The 20,994-nt window shown below is 70.7% G+C and carries 19 protein-coding genes and 2 pseudogenes; 12 read left to right on the top strand and 9 right to left on the bottom strand.

From position 1 onward, the window contains the following. The first annotated feature begins 2 nt into the window (after positions 1 to 2). The 3 genes from SAVERM_RS10865 to SAVERM_RS10855 all read left to right on the top strand — a co-directional run bounded on the left by SAVERM_RS10865 (position 3) and on the right by SAVERM_RS10855 (position 5,230). Positions 3 to 2,384, top strand: a complete 2,382-nt coding sequence (locus SAVERM_RS10865) for a xanthine dehydrogenase family protein molybdopterin-binding subunit (protein WP_010983507.1) — start codon at positions 3 to 5, stop codon at positions 2,382 to 2,384. Positions 2,385 to 2,548: 164 nt separating this feature from the next. Continuing rightward, positions 2,549 to 4,006, top strand: a complete 1,458-nt coding sequence (locus SAVERM_RS10860; RefSeq protein ID WP_010983506.1) for an NCS2 family permease — start codon at positions 2,549 to 2,551, stop codon at positions 4,004 to 4,006. A gap of 72 nt (positions 4,007 to 4,078) precedes the next feature. Continuing rightward, positions 4,079 to 5,230: an XdhC family protein gene (locus tag SAVERM_RS10855; protein ID WP_010983505.1), complete on the top strand. Its 1,152-nt coding sequence runs from the start codon at positions 4,079 to 4,081 to the stop codon at positions 5,228 to 5,230. A gap of 8 nt (positions 5,231 to 5,238) precedes the next feature. Here SAVERM_RS10855 and SAVERM_RS10850 read toward each other — a convergent pair whose 3' ends face one another. Continuing rightward, positions 5,239 to 5,949 carry a class I SAM-dependent DNA methyltransferase gene (locus tag SAVERM_RS10850; RefSeq protein ID WP_010983504.1) on the bottom strand — a complete coding sequence of 237 codons (711 nt, stop codon included), beginning with the start codon at positions 5,947 to 5,949 and terminating at the stop codon, positions 5,239 to 5,241. 187 nt (positions 5,950 to 6,136) lie between these two features. Then, positions 6,137 to 6,586, bottom strand: a complete 450-nt coding sequence (locus SAVERM_RS10845; RefSeq protein ID WP_010983503.1) for an SRPBCC family protein — start codon at positions 6,584 to 6,586, stop codon at positions 6,137 to 6,139. 138 nt (positions 6,587 to 6,724) lie between these two features. Between SAVERM_RS10845 and SAVERM_RS10840 the strand changes: the two genes are divergently transcribed. Both SAVERM_RS10840 and SAVERM_RS10835 read left to right on the top strand, forming a co-directional pair. After that, positions 6,725 to 7,732, top strand: coding sequence for a DUF2278 family protein (locus SAVERM_RS10840; protein ID WP_010983502.1), 1,008 nt, complete (start codon positions 6,725 to 6,727; stop codon positions 7,730 to 7,732). Positions 7,733 to 7,841: 109 nt separating this feature from the next. Continuing rightward, entirely contained in the window at positions 7,842 to 9,068 is a 1,227-nt protein-coding gene (locus tag SAVERM_RS10835) for a cytochrome P450 (RefSeq protein WP_010983501.1), read from the top strand. A gap of 36 nt (positions 9,069 to 9,104) precedes the next feature. On the opposite strand, the gene SAVERM_RS10830 is transcribed toward SAVERM_RS10835, so the two are convergent. Then, on the bottom strand, positions 9,105 to 9,869 hold the full coding sequence (locus SAVERM_RS10830) for a polysaccharide deacetylase family protein (protein ID WP_010983500.1): 765 nt from the start codon (positions 9,867 to 9,869) through the stop codon (positions 9,105 to 9,107). Positions 9,870 to 10,181: 312 nt separating this feature from the next. Between SAVERM_RS10830 and SAVERM_RS10825 the strand changes: the two genes are divergently transcribed. After that, entirely contained in the window at positions 10,182 to 11,480 is a 1,299-nt protein-coding gene (locus SAVERM_RS10825) for a sensor histidine kinase (protein ID WP_010983499.1), read from the top strand. Between the two features lie 74 nt (positions 11,481 to 11,554). Here SAVERM_RS10825 and SAVERM_RS10820 read toward each other — a convergent pair whose 3' ends face one another. Further along, entirely contained in the window at positions 11,555 to 12,340 is a 786-nt protein-coding gene (locus tag SAVERM_RS10820) for an ANTAR domain-containing protein (protein WP_010983498.1), read from the bottom strand. Between the two features lie 130 nt (positions 12,341 to 12,470). Between SAVERM_RS10820 and SAVERM_RS10815 the strand changes: the two genes are divergently transcribed. Further along, entirely contained in the window at positions 12,471 to 12,800 is a 330-nt protein-coding gene (locus SAVERM_RS10815; protein ID WP_010983497.1) for a helix-turn-helix transcriptional regulator, read from the top strand. Between the two features lie 310 nt (positions 12,801 to 13,110). Here the strand turns inward: SAVERM_RS10815 and SAVERM_RS10810 are convergent. Then, positions 13,111 to 13,514: pseudogene (locus SAVERM_RS10810) on the bottom strand (TetR/AcrR family transcriptional regulator). 229 nt (positions 13,515 to 13,743) lie between these two features. Here SAVERM_RS10810 and SAVERM_RS10805 point away from each other — a divergent pair. Beyond that, positions 13,744 to 14,748 (top strand): NADP-dependent oxidoreductase, encoded by a 1,005-nt coding sequence (locus SAVERM_RS10805; protein ID WP_010983495.1) that lies wholly within the window; start codon positions 13,744 to 13,746, stop codon positions 14,746 to 14,748. A 230-nt stretch (positions 14,749 to 14,978) separates the two neighbouring features. Here the strand turns inward: SAVERM_RS10805 and SAVERM_RS10800 are convergent, their stop codons facing one another. The 3 genes and pseudogenes from SAVERM_RS10800 to SAVERM_RS10790 all read right to left on the bottom strand — a co-directional run. Next, positions 14,979 to 15,710, bottom strand: a complete 732-nt coding sequence (locus SAVERM_RS10800; RefSeq protein WP_010983494.1) for a 2OG-Fe(II) oxygenase — start codon at positions 15,708 to 15,710, stop codon at positions 14,979 to 14,981. Between the two features lie 127 nt (positions 15,711 to 15,837). Further along, on the bottom strand, positions 15,838 to 16,344 hold the full coding sequence (locus tag SAVERM_RS10795) for a methylated-DNA--[protein]-cysteine S-methyltransferase (RefSeq protein ID WP_010983493.1): 507 nt from the start codon (positions 16,342 to 16,344) through the stop codon (positions 15,838 to 15,840). A gap of 594 nt (positions 16,345 to 16,938) precedes the next feature. After that, positions 16,939 to 17,427: pseudogene (locus tag SAVERM_RS10790) on the bottom strand (GtrA family protein); the annotation flags it as partial. Between the two features lie 188 nt (positions 17,428 to 17,615). On the opposite strand from SAVERM_RS10790, the gene SAVERM_RS10785 reads away from it, so the two are divergent. The 4 genes from SAVERM_RS10785 (at position 17,616) to SAVERM_RS44660 (ending at position 20,169) form a co-directional block, all read left to right on the top strand. After that, positions 17,616 to 18,410, top strand: coding sequence for a serine hydrolase domain-containing protein (locus tag SAVERM_RS10785; RefSeq protein ID WP_338059017.1), 795 nt, complete (start codon positions 17,616 to 17,618; stop codon positions 18,408 to 18,410). A 145-nt stretch (positions 18,411 to 18,555) separates the two neighbouring features. Next, a complete protein-coding gene (locus tag SAVERM_RS10780; protein WP_010983490.1) occupies positions 18,556 to 18,777 on the top strand; it encodes a CbtB domain-containing protein in 222 nt (73 codons plus the stop codon). 19 nt (positions 18,778 to 18,796) lie between these two features. Beyond that, the gene (locus SAVERM_RS10775; RefSeq protein WP_010983489.1) at positions 18,797 to 19,555 is read left to right on the top strand and encodes a CbtA family protein; all 759 of its coding nucleotides are present in this window, start codon (positions 18,797 to 18,799) and stop codon (positions 19,553 to 19,555) included. 179 nt (positions 19,556 to 19,734) lie between these two features. After that, entirely contained in the window at positions 19,735 to 20,169 is a 435-nt protein-coding gene (locus SAVERM_RS44660) for a hypothetical protein (RefSeq protein ID WP_010983488.1), read from the top strand. Positions 20,170 to 20,273: 104 nt separating this feature from the next. Here SAVERM_RS44660 and SAVERM_RS10765 read toward each other — a convergent pair whose 3' ends face one another. Beyond that, a complete protein-coding gene (locus tag SAVERM_RS10765) occupies positions 20,274 to 20,906 on the bottom strand; it encodes a histidine phosphatase family protein (protein WP_010983487.1) in 633 nt (210 codons plus the stop codon). Positions 20,907 to 20,994: the final 88 nt, after the last annotated feature.

The following is a 20,994-nucleotide window of genomic DNA, read 5'->3' as shown; positions in this document are numbered from 1 at the left end:
CCATGGGAACCACGGGTACGCCCACCAAAATCACGCAGGGCACCAAGTCCAAGGGCGGCATCGGCGAGTCCACGCTCCGTCCGGACGGCACCCTCAAGGTCACCGGCGAGTTCGCGTACTCGTCCGACATGTGGCACGAGGACATGCTCTGGGGCCAGATCCTGCGTTCCACGGTCGCGCACGCCGAGATCGTGTCGATCGACACCTCCGAGGCCCTCGCGCAGCCCGGCGTCTACGCCGTCATGACGTACGACGACCTGCCGACCGACGTGAAGAACTACGGTCTGGAGATCCAGGACACCCCGGTCCTCGCCCACGGCAAGGTGCGCCACCACGGAGAGCCGGTCGCGATCGTCGCCGCCGACCACCCGGAGACCGCGCGCCGCGCCGCCGCCAAGATCAAGGTGGAATACCGCGAACTGCCGGTCATCACGGACGAGGCGTCCGCGACGGCGCCCGACGCGATCCTGGTCCACGAGGGCCGCACCGACCACCACATCGGCCATGTCTCGCACCCGAACATCGTGCACCGCCAGCCGATCGTCCGCGGCAACGCCGAAGAGGCCGCCAAGAAGGCCGACTTCATCGTCCGGGGCGAGTACACCTTCGGCATGCAGGACCAGGCCTTCCTCGGACCGGAGTCCGGCCTCGCCGTGCCCGCAGAGGACGGTGGCGTCGACCTCTACGTCGCCACCCAGTGGCTGCACTCCGACCTGCGCCAGATCGCGCCGGTCCTCGGCCTGCCCGAGGACAAGGTCCGTATGACGCTCTCCGGTGTCGGCGGCGCCTTCGGCGGCCGCGAGGACCTGTCGATGCAGATCCACGCCTGCCTGCTGGCGCTGCGCACCGGCAAGCCGGTCAAGATCGTCTATAACCGGTTCGAGTCCTTCTTCGGCCATGTGCACCGCCACCCGGCGAAGCTCTCCTACGAGCACGGGGCCACGCGCGACGGCAAGCTCACACATCTGAAGGCGCGCATCGTCCTTGACGGCGGCGCCTACGCGTCGGCCTCCCCGGCGGTCGTCGGCAACGCGTCCTCGCTGGGGGCGGGCCCGTACGTCATCGACGACGTCGACATCGAGGCCATCGCGCTCTACACCAACAACCCGCCGTGCGGCGCCATGCGCGGCTTCGGCGCGGTGCAGGCGTGCTTCGCGTACGAGGCCCAGATGGACAAGCTCGCCGACAAGGTGGGCATGGACCGGGTCGAGTTCCGTCAGCTGAACGCGATGGAGCAGGGCACGCTCCTGCCGACCGGACAGCCGGTCGACTCCCCGGCGCCGGTCGCCGAACTCCTGCGCCGCGTCAAGGCGATGCCGCTGCCGCCCGAGCGTCAGTGGGAGAGCAGCGAGGGCGCCGACGTGCGGCAGCTGCCGGGCGGTCTGTCCAACACCACGCACGGCGAAGGCGTCGTACGCGGTGTCGGCTACGCGGTCGGCATCAAGAACGTCGGCTTCTCCGAAGGGTTCGACGACTACTCGACCGCCAAGGTGCGGATGGAGGTGGTCGGTGGCGAGCCGGTCGCCACCGTGCACACCGCGATGGCGGAGGTCGGCCAGGGCGGTGTCACCGTCCACGCGCAGATCGCCCGCACCGAGCTGGGCGTCACACAGGTGACGATCCAGCCGGCCGACACCCAGGTGGGCAGCGCCGGTTCGACATCCGCGTCGCGTCAGACGTACGTCACCGGCGGCGCCGTCAAGAACTCCTGCGAGCTGGTCCGCGAGAAGGTCCTGGAGCTGGGCCGCCGCAAGTTCGGTACGTACCACCCCGCCTGGGCGACCGCCGAGCTGCTCCTGGAGGGCGGCAAGGTCGTCACCGACGCGGGCGAGGTCCTCGCCGGCCTCGTGGACGTACTCGGCGACGAGTCCGTCGAGGTCGAGGCCGAGTGGCGGCACCGCCCGACCGAGGCCTTCGACCTGCGGACCGGACAGGGCTTCGGCCACGTCCAGTACTCGTTCGCCGCGCACCGTGCGGTGGTCGAGGTCGACACCGAGCTGGGTCTGGTGAAGGTCATCGAACTGGCCTGCGCCCAGGACGTCGGCAAGGCGCTCAACCCGCTGTCCGTCATCGGCCAGATCCAGGGTGGTACGACCCAGGGCCTGGGCATGGCGGTCATGGAGGAGATCATCGTCGACCCGAAGACGGCGAAGGTCAGGAACCCCTCCTTCACGGACTACCTGATCCCCACCATCCTCGACACGCCGACCATCCCGGTCGACGTGCTCGAACTCGCCGACGACCACGCTCCCTACGGGCTGCGCGGCATCGGCGAGGCCCCGACCCTGTCGTCGACCCCGGCCGTCCTCGCGGCGATCCGGAACGCGACGGGTCTGGAACTCAACCGGACGCCCGTACGGCCGGAGCACCTGACCGGTAAGTAACGAGCGCTCCCGGGGGGACTTCGTCCCCCCGACAGCCCCCTTGTTCGTCTCGGGCCGTCCCCCGGGTCGTGCACCTTCCCAAATCCCGCAGCCGCAACGGCGGTTGACCTCAGCCATCAGGGTGGCTGACGCGGGTGCCCCTGTGAACCTTGGGAGATGGCACCATGACCCAGCAATCAGTGGAGCCCAGGAGCGTCGCCGACGACGCGGGTGCGGGAACCCGCGTCCCGGCCGGCCGGTCCTGGCTCGATCGGTACTTTCACATATCCCGGCGTGGCTCGACGGTCGCGCGCGAGGTGCGCGGTGGCGTCACCACCTTCATGGCGATGGCGTACATCCTGCTCCTCAACCCCCTGATCCTGTCCGGCAAGGACGCGGCGGGGAACACGCTCGGCCAGCAGGCCCTGATCACCGCGACCGCGTTTGCGGCGGCCTGCACCACGCTTCTGATGGGTTTCGCCGGCCGGGTGCCGCTCGCCCTGGCCGCCGGCCTCTCCGTCTCCGGTGTGCTCTCCTCGCAGGTCGTGCCCCAGATGACCTGGCCGCAGGCCATGGGCATGTGCGTGATCTACGGCGTCGTGATCATGCTCCTGGTGTTCACCGGCCTGCGCGAGATGATCATGAACGCGATCCCGCTGGCGCTGAAGCACGCGATCACCATGGGTATCGGCCTGTTCGTCGCGCTGATCGGCTTCTACAAGGCCGGCTTCGTGCACCAGGGCAAGGCGACCCCGGTCACCCTCGGCCCGACCGGTGAACTCGCCGGCTGGCCGGTCCTGCTCTTCGCCGCGACCCTGCTTCTCATCTTCATGCTCCAGGCCCGGGGCGTGCCCGGCGCCATCCTCATCGGCATCGTCTCCGGCACGGTCCTCGCCGTCGTCCTGAACGCCCTCGGCGTCATCGACCCCAGGCAGTGGGCGAGCGGCGCACCCGAACTGCACGGCGGCGCGGTCTCGATGCCCGACTTCTCGATCTTCGGCAAGGTCGAGTTCGGGGGCTGGGACCAGGTCGGCGCGATGACGGTCGGCATGATCGTCTTCACCCTGGTCCTCGCCGGCTTCTTCGACGCGATGGCCACCATCATCGGCGTCGGCACCGAGGCCGGGCTCGCCGACGACCAGGGCCGGATGCCGGGCCTGTCCAAGGCGCTGTTCATCGACGGCGCGGGCGGTGCGATCGGCGGCGTCGCGGGCGCCTCCGGCCAGACGGTCTTCGTCGAGTCCGCGACCGGGGTCGGCGAGGGCGCCCGTACCGGCCTCTCGTCCGTGGTCACCGGCCTGTTCTTCGCGGCCTGCCTGTTCTTCACCCCGCTGACGGCGATCGTCCCGGGTGAGGTCGCCGCCGCCGCGCTGGTCGTCATCGGAGCCATGATGATGATGAACGCCCGGCATGTGGACTGGTCCGACCGCGGCACCGCGATCCCGGTCTTCCTGACCGTCGTGATCATGCCGTTCACGTACTCCATCACCGCCGGCGTGGCGGCCGGGGTCCTCAGTTACGTCGCCATCAAGGCCGCCCAGCGCAAGGCCAGGGAGATCGGGGCGTTCATGTGGGGCCTGACGGTGATCTTCCTCGTCTACTTCGCCCTCAACCCGATAGAGAGCTGGCTGGGCGTCCACTAGACGCCCGTCGGGAAACGTCGGGAAACGTCGGGGAAAGCCCCCACCGCAACCGCAGTCAAAGGAGACCGAGAGATGCTGGACATCGCCGAAGAGCTGCACCGGTGGGTCGAGCGGGGACGCGACTTCGCCGTGGCCACCGTGGTGGCCGTCGGCGGCAGCGCACCCCGCCAGCCCGGCGCCGCCCTCGCGGTGGACGCCGACGGCACGGCGATCGGCTCGGTCTCCGGCGGCTGCGTGGAGGGCGCCGTGTACGAGCTGTGCCGGCAGGCGCTCGAGGACGGCGAAACCGTCCTGGAGCGCTTCGGGTACAGCGACACGGACGCTTTCGCCGTCGGACTGACCTGCGGCGGCGTCATCGACATCCTCGTCACACCGGTCCGGGCGGCCGATCCCGCCCGGCCGGTGTACGCGGCCGCGCTGGCCGCCGCGGCGCACGGGGAGGCGGCGGCCGTGGCACGGATCGTCACCGGCCCCGCGGAGCTGCTGGGACGCGCGCTGCTGGTCCGCCCCGAAGGCTCGTACGAGGGCGGCTTCGGCGCCCACCCCGAACTGGACCGCACGGTGGCGGGGGAGGCCGGCGCCTTCCTGGACGCGGGCCGCACCGGCACGCTGGAGACGGGAGAGCAGGGCGCTCGCTGCGGAGCACCGCTCACGGTCCTCGTCGAATCCTCCGTCCCGCCACCGCGCATGATCGTCTTCGGTGCGATCGACTTCGCGTCGGCGCTGGTCCGCATCGGCAGGTTTCTGAACTACCACGTGACGGTGTGCGACGCCCGCCCCGTCTTCGCGACACGTACGCGCTTCCCGGAGGCCGACGATATCGTCGTCGAGTGGCCGCACACATACCTGGAGCGCACCCAGGTGGACGGCCGGACGGTCCTGTGCGTCCTGACCCACGACGCCAAGTTCGACGTACCGCTGCTGAAGCTGGCGCTGCGCCTCCCGGTCGCGTACGTCGGCGCGATGGGATCCCGCCGCACCCACCTGGACCGCAACGACCGCCTGCGCGCCGTCGGCGTCACGGAACTGGAACTGGCACGGCTGCGCTCGCCCATCGGCCTGGACCTCGGTGCCCGTACGCCGGAGGAGACCGCCCTGTCCATCGCCGCGGAGATCGTCGCGGGCCGTCGCGGCGGCAGCGGGGTCTCCCTGACCGGCGCCCACACCCCGATCCACCACGACGCCGCGTCGAGCATGGCGGGGCGGATCGGGTCGGTGGCCTGAGCGGTGGCTCAGGAGGCCGCTGCGTCTCGGGTGGAGGCCTCTGGCGTATCCGGCCGGGGGGCTCGCGGCTGGGCGGGCTTGCGTGCCAGCAGGTATGCCTGTGGGGTTTTCTCCCAGCTCGCGTCGGCTTCCCGCACCAGCCGGGCGACCTCGACGAAACCGGCCTCGCGCAACAACTCGGAGATCCGCTCGGGCGGGAAGCGGTAGACGTCCAGGGACAGATCGTGGCCGTAGGCGTGCTCCAGGTGGACGCACTCGTCGCCCGCCTTGAAGGCGATGAGGAGATGTCCGCCGGGAGCGAGCACCCGATGGAACTCCGCGAAGACAGGCGGCAGTTCCGGCTGCGGGGTGTGGACGAGCGAATACCAGGCGAGGGCTCCGGCGAGTGAGCCGTCGTCGAGGTCGAGTCCGGTCATCGACCCGACGTCGAACCGCAGTTCCGGGTAGGTCTGCCGGGCCACCGCGACCATCTCCGGTGACAGATCGATCCCGAAGGCATCCAGCCCGAGCGACTTCAGATGGACGGTCACCCGCCCGGGCCCGCAGCCCAGGTCGCCGACGGGCCCTCCGCCCTCGGCGACCACCCGCTCGGCGAACGCTCCCAGCATGGCCCGGTCGAAGGGCAGGTGCGCCAGATGGTTCCTGAGCAGCCTGTCGTAATCGACTGCGACGGCGTCGTACGACGTCCGGGTGGTGTGCAGGTGAGAGGTCTCGGTCATGGAGCGCGACTGTAGACCGGCGGTCTGACAACCCGGCTGCGACCGCAGGACCGTCCTCGCCGGACCGTGAGGCGCCGTTCGGGACCCGCACAACGGTCGCGGGTCCCGGTGATCTACGCTTTCGCCCGGTCGACGGCGAGCGTGCGGTGGCCGAGGCCGGTGAGGGCGTAGGTTCGGTCCGGGGTTCTCACGAGGCCGGGCCGGGCCGCAGTAGCCCGTCCACCGCCCGGCCGAACATCCGTCGGGCCACCGCGCCCAGGGGCCTGTCGAAGGCGTGCGGCAGCCCTCGCACGCTCAGATCCTCCCGCCACACCACCCGCGAGGCTCCGTCACCGTAGGGATGCACCTCGATCTCGGCCCAACCCGTGACGAAGCCGCCCCTCTTCGCCAGTCGGCACAGGGCCGGGGCGCCCGCCCCCGGCGGCTGCCAGGCGACGACCTCCATCGGGTCGTCGAAGGCGAGCGGGCCGATTCCTGAGCGGGCCACGAAGAGCGTCCCGACGCGGGTCGGCGGCGGCGTGGCGACGGTGACCCGGGTCAGCGGGACCACGGCCGCGTGGCGTTCCCAGTCCGTGAGCCGGTGCCAGGCCTGATCGACGGAAACCGGCGCGACGCGTTCGAGGAGGAAGAGGACCACGGAGTGATCGTAGGCGCATCACCGAGGACTCCCCCGACCCCTGAATGTATGAACCGACTGAGCGACAAATGATGACATCCCACTACCATTCCCTCGGGGGAGCAATCCGCCCGTCCCTCTCAGGGAAAGTTGGTCGTCATGCCGTTGAAGACCTATGGCGTACTGATCGCACGCGCGGTCGACGTCCGTCGCGAGGGTTCCACCGACACGCCGCACTACCAGGTCCATCTGACGGACGATCAAGGCACGCACTACCGCGCCTCGGTCAACGTCAAGTCCCAGGAGCGGCCCTCCGAGCTGCTCTACCTGGTCGACGAGGACTTCCGTCACCCCATCACGGCCCGTCTGGAGGGCCTCGTGAGCGGGTGGAGCAAGCTGCCGTCGGGGCCGGGCGGACCCAATCTCGACTTCGTCCGCGGCAATCTCTTCGACCCGTCGAAGATGCGCACGCTTCCGCCGGAGGTGGAGGGCCCCGACAACGACCTCGCCGACATCCTCGACCACTACGTACGCCGGGCGGTGGAGGATCCGGCCGCGCGGATGTACGTCTTCGGGGAGCGCTGGGGACCCGAGGCCGAGCTCCGGGACAAGGTCTTCGACTTCCTGCCCGGCAACGGCGTCCACGACATCCATATGAACCAGGGCAACAGCCGTCGCTTCGAGGGCGACGACGGAGTCTGGCAGGACGGCGGGCTGCTGATCCACTTCCCGGCCCAGTCGCGCTGGGTCGGCGTGTTCCTCGCCTTCCAGAGCCAGAAGTGGCACACGGACGACGCCACCGGCCACGCCCTCGATGTCGCCGGGCCCCGCCCCGAGCCCGGGTTGCAGCCGGTGCGTCTCGTGGCGGCCCTGGTCAATCCGCCCGGCCCGGCCCCCGAGACGGAGAGCGTCACGCTCATCAACGCCTCGCCCGCCCCGGTCGACCTCACCGGCTGGCGCCTCGTCGATCGCCTGGGACACGGCGGCCCGGTGCCGCCCGGCCCGCTCGCGGCGGGCGCCACCCTGAGCGCACCCCTCTCCGACGGAGCCCAACTGGGCAACCATGGCGGCGAGATCACCCTGCTGGACGCCGACGGCCTCAAGGTGCACGGCGTCTCGTACACCGCCGAGCAGGCCGCGCACGAGGGGTGGACGGTGGTGTTCTGACCCGGGCCCGGACGGGCCGCGCCCTGCCCGTCCGGGAATGGCCTACCGCCCCGCACACCTGTACGGCACCATGGGGCCGACCCGCATCCGTGGCCGGAGGGCGCCCCCCGTGGACCTCGAACTGCACGGCAGGCTCGACGAGTTGCAGCGCGACCCCTACCCGCACTACGCGCGGGCGCGGCGGTTCACCGCCCTCGAGCACGTCCCCGAGCTGGACGCCTGGCTGGTGGCGCGGGACGCGGACGTACGGGAGGTGCTGCGCAGGCCCGACGACTTCTCCTCGGCCAACGCACTGCGGCCCGATGTCATGCCCGCGCCCGCCGCCCTCGCCGTGCTCGGCGGAGGGTTCGGCGGGCGTCCGGTCGTGGTGACCGCGGACGGCGCCCGCCATCAGGAGCTGCGGGCGCCGATCGTGCGCGGTCTCTCGCCCGCGCGCGTCGCCGCCGTGCTGCCGTACGCCGCGGAGCGCGCCACCGCCCTCGTCGACAGGTTCCTGAGCGGCGCGGAGAGCGGCCGCGTCGAGCTGATGGCCGCCTATGCCCGCCGGCTGCCCGGTGACGTCATCGGCAGAATCGTCGGCCTCGACCCCGCCGACGTGCCGGCCGTCGTGTACGGCGGGCACCGCGCCGAAGAGCTCCTCTTCCGTCCGCTGACGGAGGACGAGCAGGTGGTTGCCGCGCAGGACGTGGTCGCCATGCAGCATCTCCTCGATGCCTTCGTACGCGACCGCCGTGCCGATCCGCGCGAGGACCTGGCCTCCGAGATCATCGCCTCCGTGGCGCCGGGAGACGGTGAGCTGACGCTCGATCAGCGGCACGACATCGTGGCGCATCTGCAGAACCTGCTCCTCGCCGGGCACCTGACCACGACCGCCCTGATCGGCACGACGGTACTGAACCTGCTGCGGCACCCGCGGCAGTGGGAGCTGCTGTGCGCGGAGCCCGAGCGCATTCCCGCGGCCATCGAGGAGGCCGCCCGCTACGACAGCGCGCTCCAGGGCTTCCGTCGTGTCACCACCCGGCCGGTCACGCTCGCCGGAACCGAACTCCCGGCGGGAGCATCGGTGTTCGTGGCCTTCGGCGGGGCGAACCGCGACGGGGGACGGCATCCGCGGCCCGACGAGTTCGACATCACCCGCACCCCGCGCCGCCATCTCGCCTTCGGCTTCGGCGTGCACGGCTGCCCCGGCGCGCAGCTCGCCCGCGAGCAACTGCGGCTCACACTGGAGCAGTTGACGCGCCGCCTGCCGGGCTTGCGGCCGGCCGACGACCGGCCCGTGACCATGCGCCCCACCCTGATCCACCGCTCACCGCGGAGTCTGCACCTGGTCTGGTGAGCGCCGCGCGGGGTATCCCCGTGGCCCGGCCGTCCGTCAGGGCCGGTAGACGGTCCCCGGCTCGGCCTTGCCGGGCGCCAGCAGCTGCGGCACGGTGACGAAGACGTACCCGCGTTCCTTCAGTGCGTCGATGATGCCGGGCACGGCCGGGACCGTACCCGGGTAGATGTCGTGGAGCAGGATGATCCCGTCACGGCTCGACTGGGCCAGCACGCGCTTCTGGATGAGCTTGGGGTCGTCGGTCGTGTAGTCCTTGGCGGTCACGCTCCACAGCACCTCGGAGATCCCCAGCTCCCGGCAGATCTTGTGCACCGTCGCGTTCGTACGACCCTGCGGCGGCCGCATCAGGGTCGGTTGCCGCCCGGTGAGCCGCTCTATGTCCTTGTTCGGCCGTTCCAGTTCCGCGCGTATCTCCGCCGGCTTGAGCCGGGTGAGGATCTTGTGGTCCCAGGTGTGGCTGGCCACCTCGTGGTCCTCGTCGGCCATGCGCTTGACCAGCTCGGGATACTTCTCGATGTGCCGCTTGCCGAGCAGGAAGAAGGTGGCGGGCACCTTCTTCTCCTTGAGGATGTCGAGCAGCCGCGCGGAGTTCTCGCTGGGCCCGGCGTCGAAGGTCAGCGCGATGCACTTGGTCTGCCGGCAGTCCACGGTCCCGAGTCGGGCCGCGGCCCCGGCGGCATGTGCCCGGGCGGCACTGGGCGCGGTGGTCTCGAGCGAGGAGCAGCCCGCCAGGGGGAGGGCGAGGGAGACGACAGCCGCACAAACTGCGGCCGCACGGAACCTGGTCCCCGGTCTTTTCATCTTCTTGGTCAGAGAAGGCATAGCTCGCAATGTACATGACAGCTATACATGTGGTGTATAGCGGGGGGTGGATGGCAGGGGCGTGCGATCGGGAGCAGGCGGGGCCGGTGTCCGACGTACTGCCTCGATGTCCGGCGTACTGCCCCGGTGTTGGCGTACTGCCCCGGCGTACTGCCTCGGTGTTGGCGTACTGCCCCGGCGTACTGCCTCGGTGTTGGCGTACTGCCCCGATGTCGTCCCCCGTCCGAGGGACGGCGTTCTGGCTCTCCAGAGGGACGATCACGTCCGGCGCCCATTGCGATAATGGCCGGCGTGGACCGTGCGACTGCCTGGCGTGACACCTGGAGCACGACGCGGCACCGTGGCGTCGAACTTCCGCATGCGCGCGGCGTGTTCTCGGTGCTGCTCGGACTCCTCGCGGTCGTGGAATCGCTGGCCGAATTCGTCGTGGGGCACGGATCGATCCCGCGGATGTTCGCCGAGTCCGCCACGACGGGCGTCCGCGACGGCGGCGTCGCGGGTGTGCAACTCGCCATGGTGGTCGGCCTGTTGTGTCTGTTCACCGCACTGCCGTTGGCTCTGCTGCGCCCCCTGCCGGCCGGCGTCACCGTCACGGCCGCGAGTTTCGGATCGCTCGTGATCTTCCAGACGCTGACACTCGCGGGCTTCGCCGCCCAGTGCGTCGCCCAGTACCGGCTCGGCCGCAGCGGTCACCCGGTCGCGGCCGTGCTGCTCGGCGCCCCCTTCCTCGCCCTGGCACTGCCCGCGTCCCAGGACACCGACTTCCGCACACGGGTGGTCCTGCTCGCGGCGCTCGCGCCGGTGGCCGCACTCGTCGGACTGGTCCGGCGGACCGGTGAACACCAGCGGGAACACACGGCAGTCCAGCAGGTCATGGCCGGCACCCAGTGGGAGAACGCCGCACGCGGGGAGCGCGCCCGGACCGTCCGTGAGCTCCACGACGTCGTCGGCCACCACATCTCCATGATCGCCGTGCGGGCCGAGACGGCCCGGGTGGCCACCCCCGGCATGCCCGCCGTGGGCGCCGACAGGCTGCTCGGCATCGGGGACACCGCCCGCGCGGCCCTCACCGAGATGCGCCGGCTGCTCGGCGTACTCCGGGAGGACACGGAGCCCGTGACCGGCGGCGAGCGTCGACCGCAGCCGGACCTGCGCCGGCTGGGCGAACTGCTCGACGAGGCCCGCGAGGCGTCCGGATCGACGTCGGTCCGCCTCATCCTGTCCGGCTCCCCGCGCACACTGGAACCCGGCCTCGAACTCGCCGCGTACCGCATAGTCCAGGAGTCCCTCACCAACGCCCGCAAGCACGCGCCGGGCGCCGCCGTCGACGTCGAGCTCATCTACACCGAGGACGCCCTGCGCATGCGTATCCGCGACAACGGACCCGGGCCGCCCCACACCGAGCGGGCCGACGGACACGGCCTGCTCGGCATGCGGGAGCGGGCCGCGGCCGTCGGCGGACAGATCCGCACAGGCTCGACGGCCGTCGGGGGATTCGTCGTCGACGCCCGTTTCCCCGCCGTGCGCGAAAGGGTGGCGGGCGGCGGGCGGGGGCGGCGGTGGTGTGCGGCGGTGTGCGGTGTGAGGTGAAGTGTGAGACCTGCGGATCCGTCACTCGCACTTGTGCCCCGCTGGTCGCGGTGCGGCGGCCGCGGACAGGGCCGTCACGCCCCCGCATTCCGTACCCGGCTGAACGGCATGACCGCCTCGGCGAGTTGCCGCTGCAACGGCTCGGGCAGCGGGGCTCCCTGGACCGTGTTCACCAGGTCCTCGGCTATCTGGTGCAGTTTGGTGTTGGTGTGCTGGGACACCGTGACCAGCACGGTCCAGGCGTCCTCGGCGCTCAGACCGAAGGACGCCATCAGTACACCGCGGGCCAGATCGATCACGGGCCGGGTCTGCATGGCGCGCCGCAGCTGACCGACTTCGATGCGCAGGTCGACCACTGTTCCGTCGATTGTCCCGTCGGTTTCCAGGTCGGTTCCGTCTCTGCCCCGGCCGGTCCCGTCGATGTGGTCGACTCGGCTCGGGTCGTGCGGTTCCGGTGGAAGCGGGTTCCGGCCCTTGGCGCGCGTGCCGGGGCCGGCCGTGACGTCGAACAGTGACAGTGTGCCGGTGATCGTGAGCAGCTTTCCGGTCGCCGGGCCGGTGGCCTGGACGGCGAGTGTCTTGCCATGTGCCAGAGCATGCCGACGCATGCGCAGCAGGACGTTGAGCCCGGCGCAGTCGCAGAAGCCGACGGCGCCGAGATCGAGGTTCACGCCGCTGACCGAATGGTCGAGAGCTTCGCGCAGAGCCCGTTGCAGGATCGCTTCGGTGTCGACGTCGATGTCGCCGTACGCCACGACAACCTGCCGGTCGCCGGCCGGATGTACCTCGACCTTCAGCCAAGGGCAGGGGGCAGCGTCATCCATGCCCCCCGACAGCTGGGAAAGCTCTTGCTCTGACATGGCGGCCGCTCCTGAGGCATCCAGTCGTCTCCGCGTCCAGACTCACCCTCTGGTGTCTCACCCGTCAAGAGATACATGAAACGAATTTCACCCTTTGGTTTACGCGAATGGAGCGTCCTATCCTGGCGGCATGGGTGACGTACCTGAGACACATACAGGCTGGACATTTCTGACCAATCACGCTCGCGTGCTGTCTGCGATCGCCGAGGATCCCACCGTGCGTATTCGCGATATCGCCGCGCACTGCAGACTCACCGAGCGGGCGGTCCAGAAGATCATTTCCGATCTGGAGCAGGGCGGCTATCTCACCCACACCCGGCAGGGACGTTCCAATACGTACCGCATTCAGCCGGGCACTTTCCTGCGGCACCCGGCGGACAACGGCTCGACCGTGGCGGACCTGCTGTCCCTCCTCGCCCAGCATGACAGCCGGCGGGACGGTCAGCCGCAGCAGGCGTAAGCGGCCGGCCCCGGCGGGCTCGAACGGCATGCCGCGACTGCTGGCCGTACCTGTGGCGAGCCCGCCACACCGTCGACCCGGTTCGCCTGACGCGGCTCGTTCGTGTCTGCGAAACAACCGTCATGGAGTACCTGTCCGCCGCGCACCCCGATCGGCGCGCCGATCCGGTTCAGGCCTGGACCGGGTGTGGGCCGCCGGGTGTGGGCCGCCGGGTGTGGGCCGCAGCAGGCAAGGGCGGGCGCTCGCGCTGGCGCGGGCGACTTGGATCTGCTGCCCGGCGCCGTGCCCCTGATCGGCTGACTGTCGTCGATCAGCTGGTTGCCGTCAATGCTGCGCGCGCGGTGGTGAGGATTTCCTCGGAGAGTGGGGGTCTTTGGTGGCTCGGGCCGGGATGAGTGCGCCGAGCATGGTGCACAGACGGGTGATGCCGTCCCGGTCCTCGACGGTGAGCCATTCGGCGAAGTCGCTCACTCCCTCGGTGGTGTCGATCAGTGCCTGCTGGGCGGCGTCGCGCTGCCCGGCATGCTGCTCGAGTCCGTCATTGCGGAGCCGGGCGAGTTCGTCGAACGCGTGGGCGGTGGCTTCGCCGATGAGGGCCTCCTTGGAAGTGAACTGCTTGTAGAAGCCGCCGTGGGTCGGGCCGGACGCCTTCATGAGGTCGGCGACGCTGACGCGGGTGCCTTGCTCCCGGAACAGTCGGGACGCGGTTTCCACGACCCGCCGGCCCGCACCAGTGGCCTGACGCCGAAGGCATGGCGGCTGGCTCCCGGTGGCCGAGCCGCTCTTGAGGCCCGCGGCAGGCAGAAGCCGCGTCGGCGGATGTCCGCCGCATCGGCGAGGGGCTCCAAGGGGCCGGAGCAAACACCACAAAGTGTCCCGCCCTGGGAGAAGCCCAGGATGAACAGCGATCCCGTCCCTTCGCGGACGAGGAACGGAGACGACGATGAAGACCTTCATGATCGAGCGGTACGGCGACAAAGCCGGCGTCCGCGCCGGTGAGATGCCGGACCCGCAGGTGGGCGCCGACGACATCCTGGTCCAGATCCACGCGGCGAGCGTCAACCCGCTGGACCTCAGGCTCCGCGACGGGGACTTCAAGGCGTTCCTGCCGTACCGTCTCCCGCTCATCCTGGGCAACGACCTCGCCGGGGTGGTGGTCCAAGTGGGATCGGCCGTCACGCGGTTCGCGGTGGGCGACGAGGTCTACGCGCGGCCCGACAAGGATCGCATCGGTACGTTCGCCGAACTCATCGCCGTCCACCAGGACGACGTGGCGGCCAAACCGGCCACGCTCACCATGGAGGAGGCCGCGTCCCTACCCCTGGTGGCCCTGACCTCGTGGCAGGCGCTGGTCGAGCGGGCACGCGTGATGCCAGGTCAGAAGGTCCTCATCCACGCGGGCTCCGGCGGCGTCGGCACCATCGCCGTCCAGCTGGCGAAGCAGCTGGGCGCGCACGTGGCCACCACCGCGAGCACGGCCAAGGCCGACCTGATGAAGGAGCTCGGCGCGGACGTCGTCGTCGACTACAAGAAGCAGGCTTTCGAGACGGTCCTTCACGGCTACGACGTCGTCCTGGACACCCTCGGCGGCGAGACGCTCGAGAAGTCCCTTCAGGTACTCAAGCCCGGCGGGAAGGTCATCAGCATCGCAGGCCCTCCCGACCCGGCCTTCGCCCGCGAGCTGGGCGCGAAGCCAATCCTGCGACTGGCGATGAGCGCGCTGAGCTTCAGGACCCGGCGCCGCGCCAAGCGCCGCAACGTGACGTACTCGTTCCTGTTCATGAAGGCCAGCGGCGACCAGCTGCGCGAACTCACGCCGCTCATCGACACCGGGAAGATCCGTCCCGTCGTCGACCGTGTCTTCCCTTTCGCGGAGACCCGACAGGCCATGGAGTACGTCGAGAAGGGCCGCGCGAAGGCCGGAAAGGTCGTCGTCGCGATGACGTGAGGACAGGCCCTCGCCGGGACGACCGGCGAAGACCCCCTCGGGCAACGAGGAGACCCGCAGCCCCACCTACCGCCAGGGCCAGGTCGTGAGCGCCGCGTCGAGTGATCACCTTCGACGGCTTCTGTCCGCCCAGGGTTCCCGGTGTACTACTGCGGTACGGCCGCCCGTCCGGTCCGAGCAGCGTGCACGTACGTCGGCCGTGCCGCTGTTCCGTCCGGGTGCGGCGAAGGTCATGCGGCGTCGTGGAAGACGAGGCCGAGCGTGTGCCGTCGCCCGGAGCGGACCGTGCTCACCCCGTGCCGCATCGGCGCGGTGGACCAGCCCCGCCTGCTCGCCACCGGCCGGTCGCGGGTGGTGAAGACCAGCCCGTGACCCTGGGGCAGGGTCCTGGACGAACCCCTCGACTGTGCGCGGGGGCGCTGCTCGGTCATGATGAACTCGCCGCCGGTGAAGCCGACTTCGGGGGCGTCGAGGCCGATGACGACCTGGAGTGGGAAGAGCATCTCGCCGAACACGTCGCGGTGCAAAGCGTTCCAGTCGCCGGGACCGTAGCGCAGCAGGATCTGGGCGGACCTGGCCTGTCCGGCCTCGTGGCACAGCGCTACCCACTCCGCCAGGCTGTCCGGCCACGGGGCGGATGTGCCGAGCCGTTCGGCCCAGTCGCGGGCGATGGGTAGCAGACGGGGATAGAACGCCGCCCGCAACTCGGCGACCGTGTCCGGCAGTTCGTGGGTGAAGTAGCGGTACTGGCCGGAGCCGAAGCGATGGCGGGCCATGTCCACGGTCGAGCGGAAGCGGTCGGGCTCCTCGTACAGGTTCGCGATCCCGCGGCACTCGGCGGGAGTGAGAAGCTGCCCGGTGGGGGCGTTGCCGTACTCGTCGAGTTCGTCGGTGATGGCGGACCAGTCGCACTCGGCGACGCGGTCGCCGATGCGGGGTGGCAGATGAGCGGTGCCGTTCATGGTGGTCGGGTTCCTCGGGTGCTGTGGGCGTGGGCGCCATCTTGGCTCCGGCTGCGCGAACACGAAGCCGGGCGCGGGAGCCGGGGGAGAGCGGATCGGAGACCGGGCCCGGGACCCGGGAACCCGGTCAGGCGTCCCGGTGGGCGTTCTCCAGGTCCAGCAGCCGCCGCTTGCGCTCCAGGCCGCCGGCGTACCCGGTGAGCGCGCCGCTCGCGCCGATCACGCGGTGGCAGGGGCGGACGACCAGCAGCGGGTTCGCGCCGATCGCCGTGCCGACGGCCCGGACCGCGGCCCTCGGGGCGCCGATCCGCGCGGCGATGTCGCCGTAGGAGAGGGTGGTGCCGTACGGGATGGCCTCCAGGGCCTGCCACACGCGCCGCTGGAACTCCGAGCCGCCGGTGACGTACTCGATGTCGAACCGGGTCAGCCTGCCGTCGAAGTAGGAGGTGAGCTGGGTGACGATCTCGTCGAACGCCTCCGCCTTCTCGAGCCAGTCGTCCTGGACGGTCGCGCCGCCCTTCTGGCCCGGCACGGACAGGGAGGCCAGCGCGGTACCGCCCTTGGCGGTGGCGGACTCCTCGCCCACCAGCAGCAATGCGCCCAGCGGGCTGTCGATCGTCGCGTAGACCGTCATCGGTCTGCTCCTTGCAAAGGTCTCGGTGATGTCCTGATGGCCACGTATCAACTCTGCGGCCTGCCGGCCGCCCTGTCTGGCGGGATTCGGACGCCGTGCTGCGGTCGGGCGAGCGCCGACTGCGCGCAGGTCACCCCACCCACGGCGGCCGCTGCCCCGACGGGAGGGCGCCCACCAGGAGCAGCCTGGCAGACCAAGCCCGCCCCACCGCAACGCGGCACCGAGGACGCCGGTCGGCCGACGCCGTCGTCAGCACACGCCGCAGGCCGAGGCGCCGGCCTCGGTCCCGCCCGCCGGAGCTGACCCAGCCGGGTCGCAGCGCACGGCGCGTTTCCTACCGGCGAACCGGTGCGGCCTGTTGCGGCCTGAGGAGATCGGTGGGCGCACCGTCGAACTGCCCTGCGCGGGACGCCTGATGGCCCGGCACCGAGAGCTTCCCCGGAGGGCGGGAACGGTCGCCGCCCTCGCCCCGCACCTGCTGACGTCGGCCGAGGCATAGGACCTGACCCGCGCAGCAATGGTCTCCGTGCCCCGCGCCCGCCCCGCTTCCGACAGGTCCCACGGCCGTGCAGGGCTCGTCGCTCGGACCGTGGCTGTGGCTGTGGCTGTGGTCGTGGTCGTGGTCCGGTTCCGGTTCCGGTCGGTGGCGAAGACGAACAGGCGCAGTACCAGGAAGCGCCCGATTCCGGCGAGCGCGGCGGCGCTGAGATAGACGGCCTGCTCGCAGAGCATCCCGGGCGACGGCTGCACCATGCGCAGCACGAGCATGGCGGCGCAGGTCACCGCGTAGGCGGCCGTGGCCGACCCGGCGGACTGCCAGTGCTGACGCCATCCGGCACGCTGCCCGGCCCCGAAGGTGAAGCGTGCGTGCAGCTCCGTGCAGAGGACGGTGGAGGCCATGGTGATCAGCGCGTTCGCCACCGCCCAGGGCATCAGTGCGGCCAGCAGGGCCACGGCGGTGCTGGAGACGACCCCGACTCCGCCGCCGCACAGGACGAACCGGGCGAAGGAAGCGAGCGGGCCGGGAGCGGCCGGGGTCCTGCGTGCGGCGGTGTCGTGCACGCCGCCCGCCGTCCGCTCCATGTGCCGCGTCTCGTATGCCGTCTCCGGCTTCGACGAGAGCAGCGACTTCATGGCGGTGTCCTTCCGGGCGGCGGGAGCGGTGAACCTCTTGGATCGGCTGGGTTCAACGATGCCGTCGCCCGCTCGCCGTCACGAGACAGTGCACCCCCAAATCGAAGGTGGAGCTGGCTACACCCTGAGGGCGGGGACTGCCCTACCCGTACGGGCTGAGGACCTGTTGGTGCTGTCGGTGGGCGTCAGCGGGTGCTGCTGCGCGGGGCGTTGCACTCCTCGTCGGTGACCTGATCGGTCTTGACACTCCGATCGGCCGGTACCTTCCGAGGCTGGTTCCCGGAGAACGCGGTGACGCGATCACGGTCCGGATGTTGATCAACCACAGCAGCGGCCTCGCCGAGTACCTTCCTTATGCCTACCCCTCCCTCAGGGCGTTCCCCGCCCTCGCGGACACCGGGCCCCAGAGCCTGGACGACAACCGGCTCACGCGGTTTCACCCCACCGAACTGATCGAGATGGGGGTCACCGCACCTGCCGTCGGCGCCCCGGGCGGCACTCCGGGGGTGTACTCCAACACCAACTACCTGCTCCTCGGCGAACTCCTTGAACAGGTGACCGGCACTACAGCCGAGCGGTACATCACCCGGAACGTCATCGAGCGCGCCGGGCTCCGGGACACCGAACTCCCCGCCGATCCGTACGTCGACGGGCCGCACTCGCAGATCTACGAGGCGTGGTTCGGCATGATCGACCCGCCGCGCGACTACAGCGTCTACGACATCGGCGGGCGGCGGTCCGCCGGGGCCGGCGCGGGAGCCGAGGCCGGCGCACTCCGCCCGCCGCTGTCACCGCCGGCGCGCCCAGCACCGCTGACCCCTGCGTCACTCCGGCCGGCCGTCCTGTGCCGCACGAAGATCACGGCAGGCGGCCCGGTCTTGGCCAGGGACCCGGCACGCGGTACGGTCGGTGCGATAACGACGACGGCATAGCGGAAGCCGGTGGAAATCCGGCACGGTCGCGCCACTGTGAACGAGACGAGCCGCCCCGATGGGCGAAGCGCCTCGCAAGTCAGACCCGCGGCTGTCGTCCTGTGCACCACCGAGATGGGACGCGAACTCCCGAGGAGGTCCTGCCATGGCGCAGACCGTCGCCCAGCCGACAGCCACCACTCCCGCTCTTCCCGCCAAGCTGCCGATCGGCGCGATCGTCCCTTGGGCGGTCTTCTTCGGCATTCTGATGCTCGTCCTGCTGTACTTCGTCGGCGCCGAGCAGGGAGCCACCTCCGTGGTCAACGGCGCGGACGTCCACGAGTGGGTGCACGACGCCCGCCACCTCCTCGGCTTCCCCTGCCACTGACGAGGGACGCCGCACACCCATGAACTCCACAACTGTCAGAAACCTTCTCGTGCGGGGCATGCTCGCCGGCCTGGGGGCCGGCGTGCTCGCCCTCCTCGTCGCCTACTTCCTGGGCGAACCCGGCGTCGACGACGCCATCGGATTCGAAGAGGCCCATGCCCCGGCGCACGAGCACGAGGTCGAACTGGTCAGCCGCGGCCTCCAGTCCACCGGCGGCCTCGCCACCGGGGTCCTGGTCTACGGCGTCGCCTTCGGCGGCATAGCCGCCCTCGCCTACTGCTTCGCCCTCGGCCGCGTCGGCCGCTTCACGCCGCGTGCCACGGCCCTGCTGCTCTCGGCCACGGCCCTGCTCGCCGTGTACGTCGTGCCGTTCCTGAAGTACCCGGCCAACCCGCCGTCGGTCGGCGACCCCGACACGATCGGCAAGCGCACGACCCTGTACTTCCTGATGATGGTGCTCAGCGTGCTCCTCGCGGTCGCCGCGGTGATCCTCGGCAAGCGGCTCGCACCCAGGTGGGGTACGTGGTACGCCACCGTCGCGGCGGTCGCCTTCTTCGGCCTCGCGATCGGTCTCGCGTACGCGTTCCTGCCGGTCATCAACGAGGTCCCGAAGGATTTCCCGGCCACCCTGCTGTGGCGGTTCCGGACCTCCGCCCTCGCCATCCAGCTCACCCTGTGGACCGGATTCGGCCTGATCTTCGGGGAGTTGGCGCAACGGCTGCTCGCTCCGCGCACGGAACCGGTCGCGCCCGCGCAGGCCACTCCCGTACCCCAGTAAGGACATCGCCCCGGTAATTTCGGACAGCGTCGACGCCCAGAGGGCCCACCGGAACCATCCGGGGGCCCTCTCGCGTTCTTCCGACACCGACGGCTCGCGAACAGCCGGACGACTCACATGACTCCCCGACTACGCGCGCGTGGTGACGGCGACAGCGAGGGACAGGGCGGAGGACCCCAGTGGCCAGACAACTACAACCGCGGCACATCACGCTCGGCGGTCGCGAGGCGGTCGCGCTGACCCTGGAGGAGTACGAGCGGCTGATCGTCAGCAGACGGCAGATCGGCGGTCAGAGCGCCCGGGTAAGGGCGTTGTCCCAGCGGGTGAAGCAGAGCGAGGAACTGCTCACGGACCTTGAGGCACTGATCGGTCGGCACACGGACGGCTGTCCCGGCCCGCAGGGCGTGCCGGGCGACGCCGCGCCATGCCAGCGGGAGCCGCAGGGGGCGGACGCGACGGACCGGGTGGGGGCGCGGGGACCCGGGGCCGCGGGAACGGCCTCGGACTGCTTGTGCTGCGCGCTCACGGCACTGCTCCGGCGCCATCGGAGCGGGACAGGCGGGCGGGACCCGGGTGACAAGCGGTCGCCTTCGCCTTCGCCGCCGCGCCGGTAACGGCCGGGCCCCAGCCCCCAGCCCCAGCCCCAGCCCCAGCCCCAGCCCCAGCCCCCAGCCCCAGCCCCAGCCCCGGCTCCAGCCCCGGCCGCATCGGCTTCGCGTCAGTGTCCGGCGCCAGTTTCAGCTCCAGTTGCAGTTGCAGTTGCAGTTCCAACTCCGTTTCCCTGCACGTCAAGCGGCCGTCCCATGCGCAGATTCCAGCGCCCGGAGCGTCCGCTGATGTCCGTCGCCGTCAGGGGCGGAACGTCGAGCCGCCAGAAGGCCGCCTCCGGCGATTCGAGGACCGTGATCACCACGGCCCGTACGATCTCCGGCTCCACTACGGCAAGGGTCCTGCCCGCGATCTCTTCGCAGGTGAGCAGCCACCCGGCGACGCGCGCGCACAGGGCACGCACCGATTCCCCGCCGTGCGGTGCCGCGGCCGGGTCCGTCAGCCAAAGGGCGACCGCCTGCGGTTCTCCGCCGCTGACGTCGTCGAGGGTCCGGCCCCGCCACCGGCCCACGTCCAGACCTCCCAGCTCGGGGGCCTCCATGGCGGTGAGGCCGAGGGCCGACGCCGTTTCCCGACAGCGCGCCGTGGGGGAGACCCACACCCGGTCGGCTGCGGGCAGCGTGCCGGCGGCGGACTCGGCGTGTGCCGCGCCGCTCGCGTCGAGCCGACAGCCGTCGTCGAACCGGGCCTCCCGCAGGGACCGGTTCATCGCGGGTGAGATCAAGGTGACGCGACTGGTCACGCCTTCGCTCCTGTCTTCCTCGTGCCGGCGACGCGCACACGCGCTTCGTACGGCATCACATCACGGCGGCACGGCCGAGAGGGTGCCC

Source organism: Streptomyces avermitilis MA-4680 = NBRC 14893 (assembly GCF_000009765.2).
Classification (GTDB): Bacteria; Actinomycetota; Actinomycetes; order Streptomycetales; family Streptomycetaceae; genus Streptomyces; species Streptomyces avermitilis.
The sequence above is the reverse complement of the archived record's forward strand: the minus strand, read 5'-3'. Positions and strand labels throughout refer to the sequence as shown.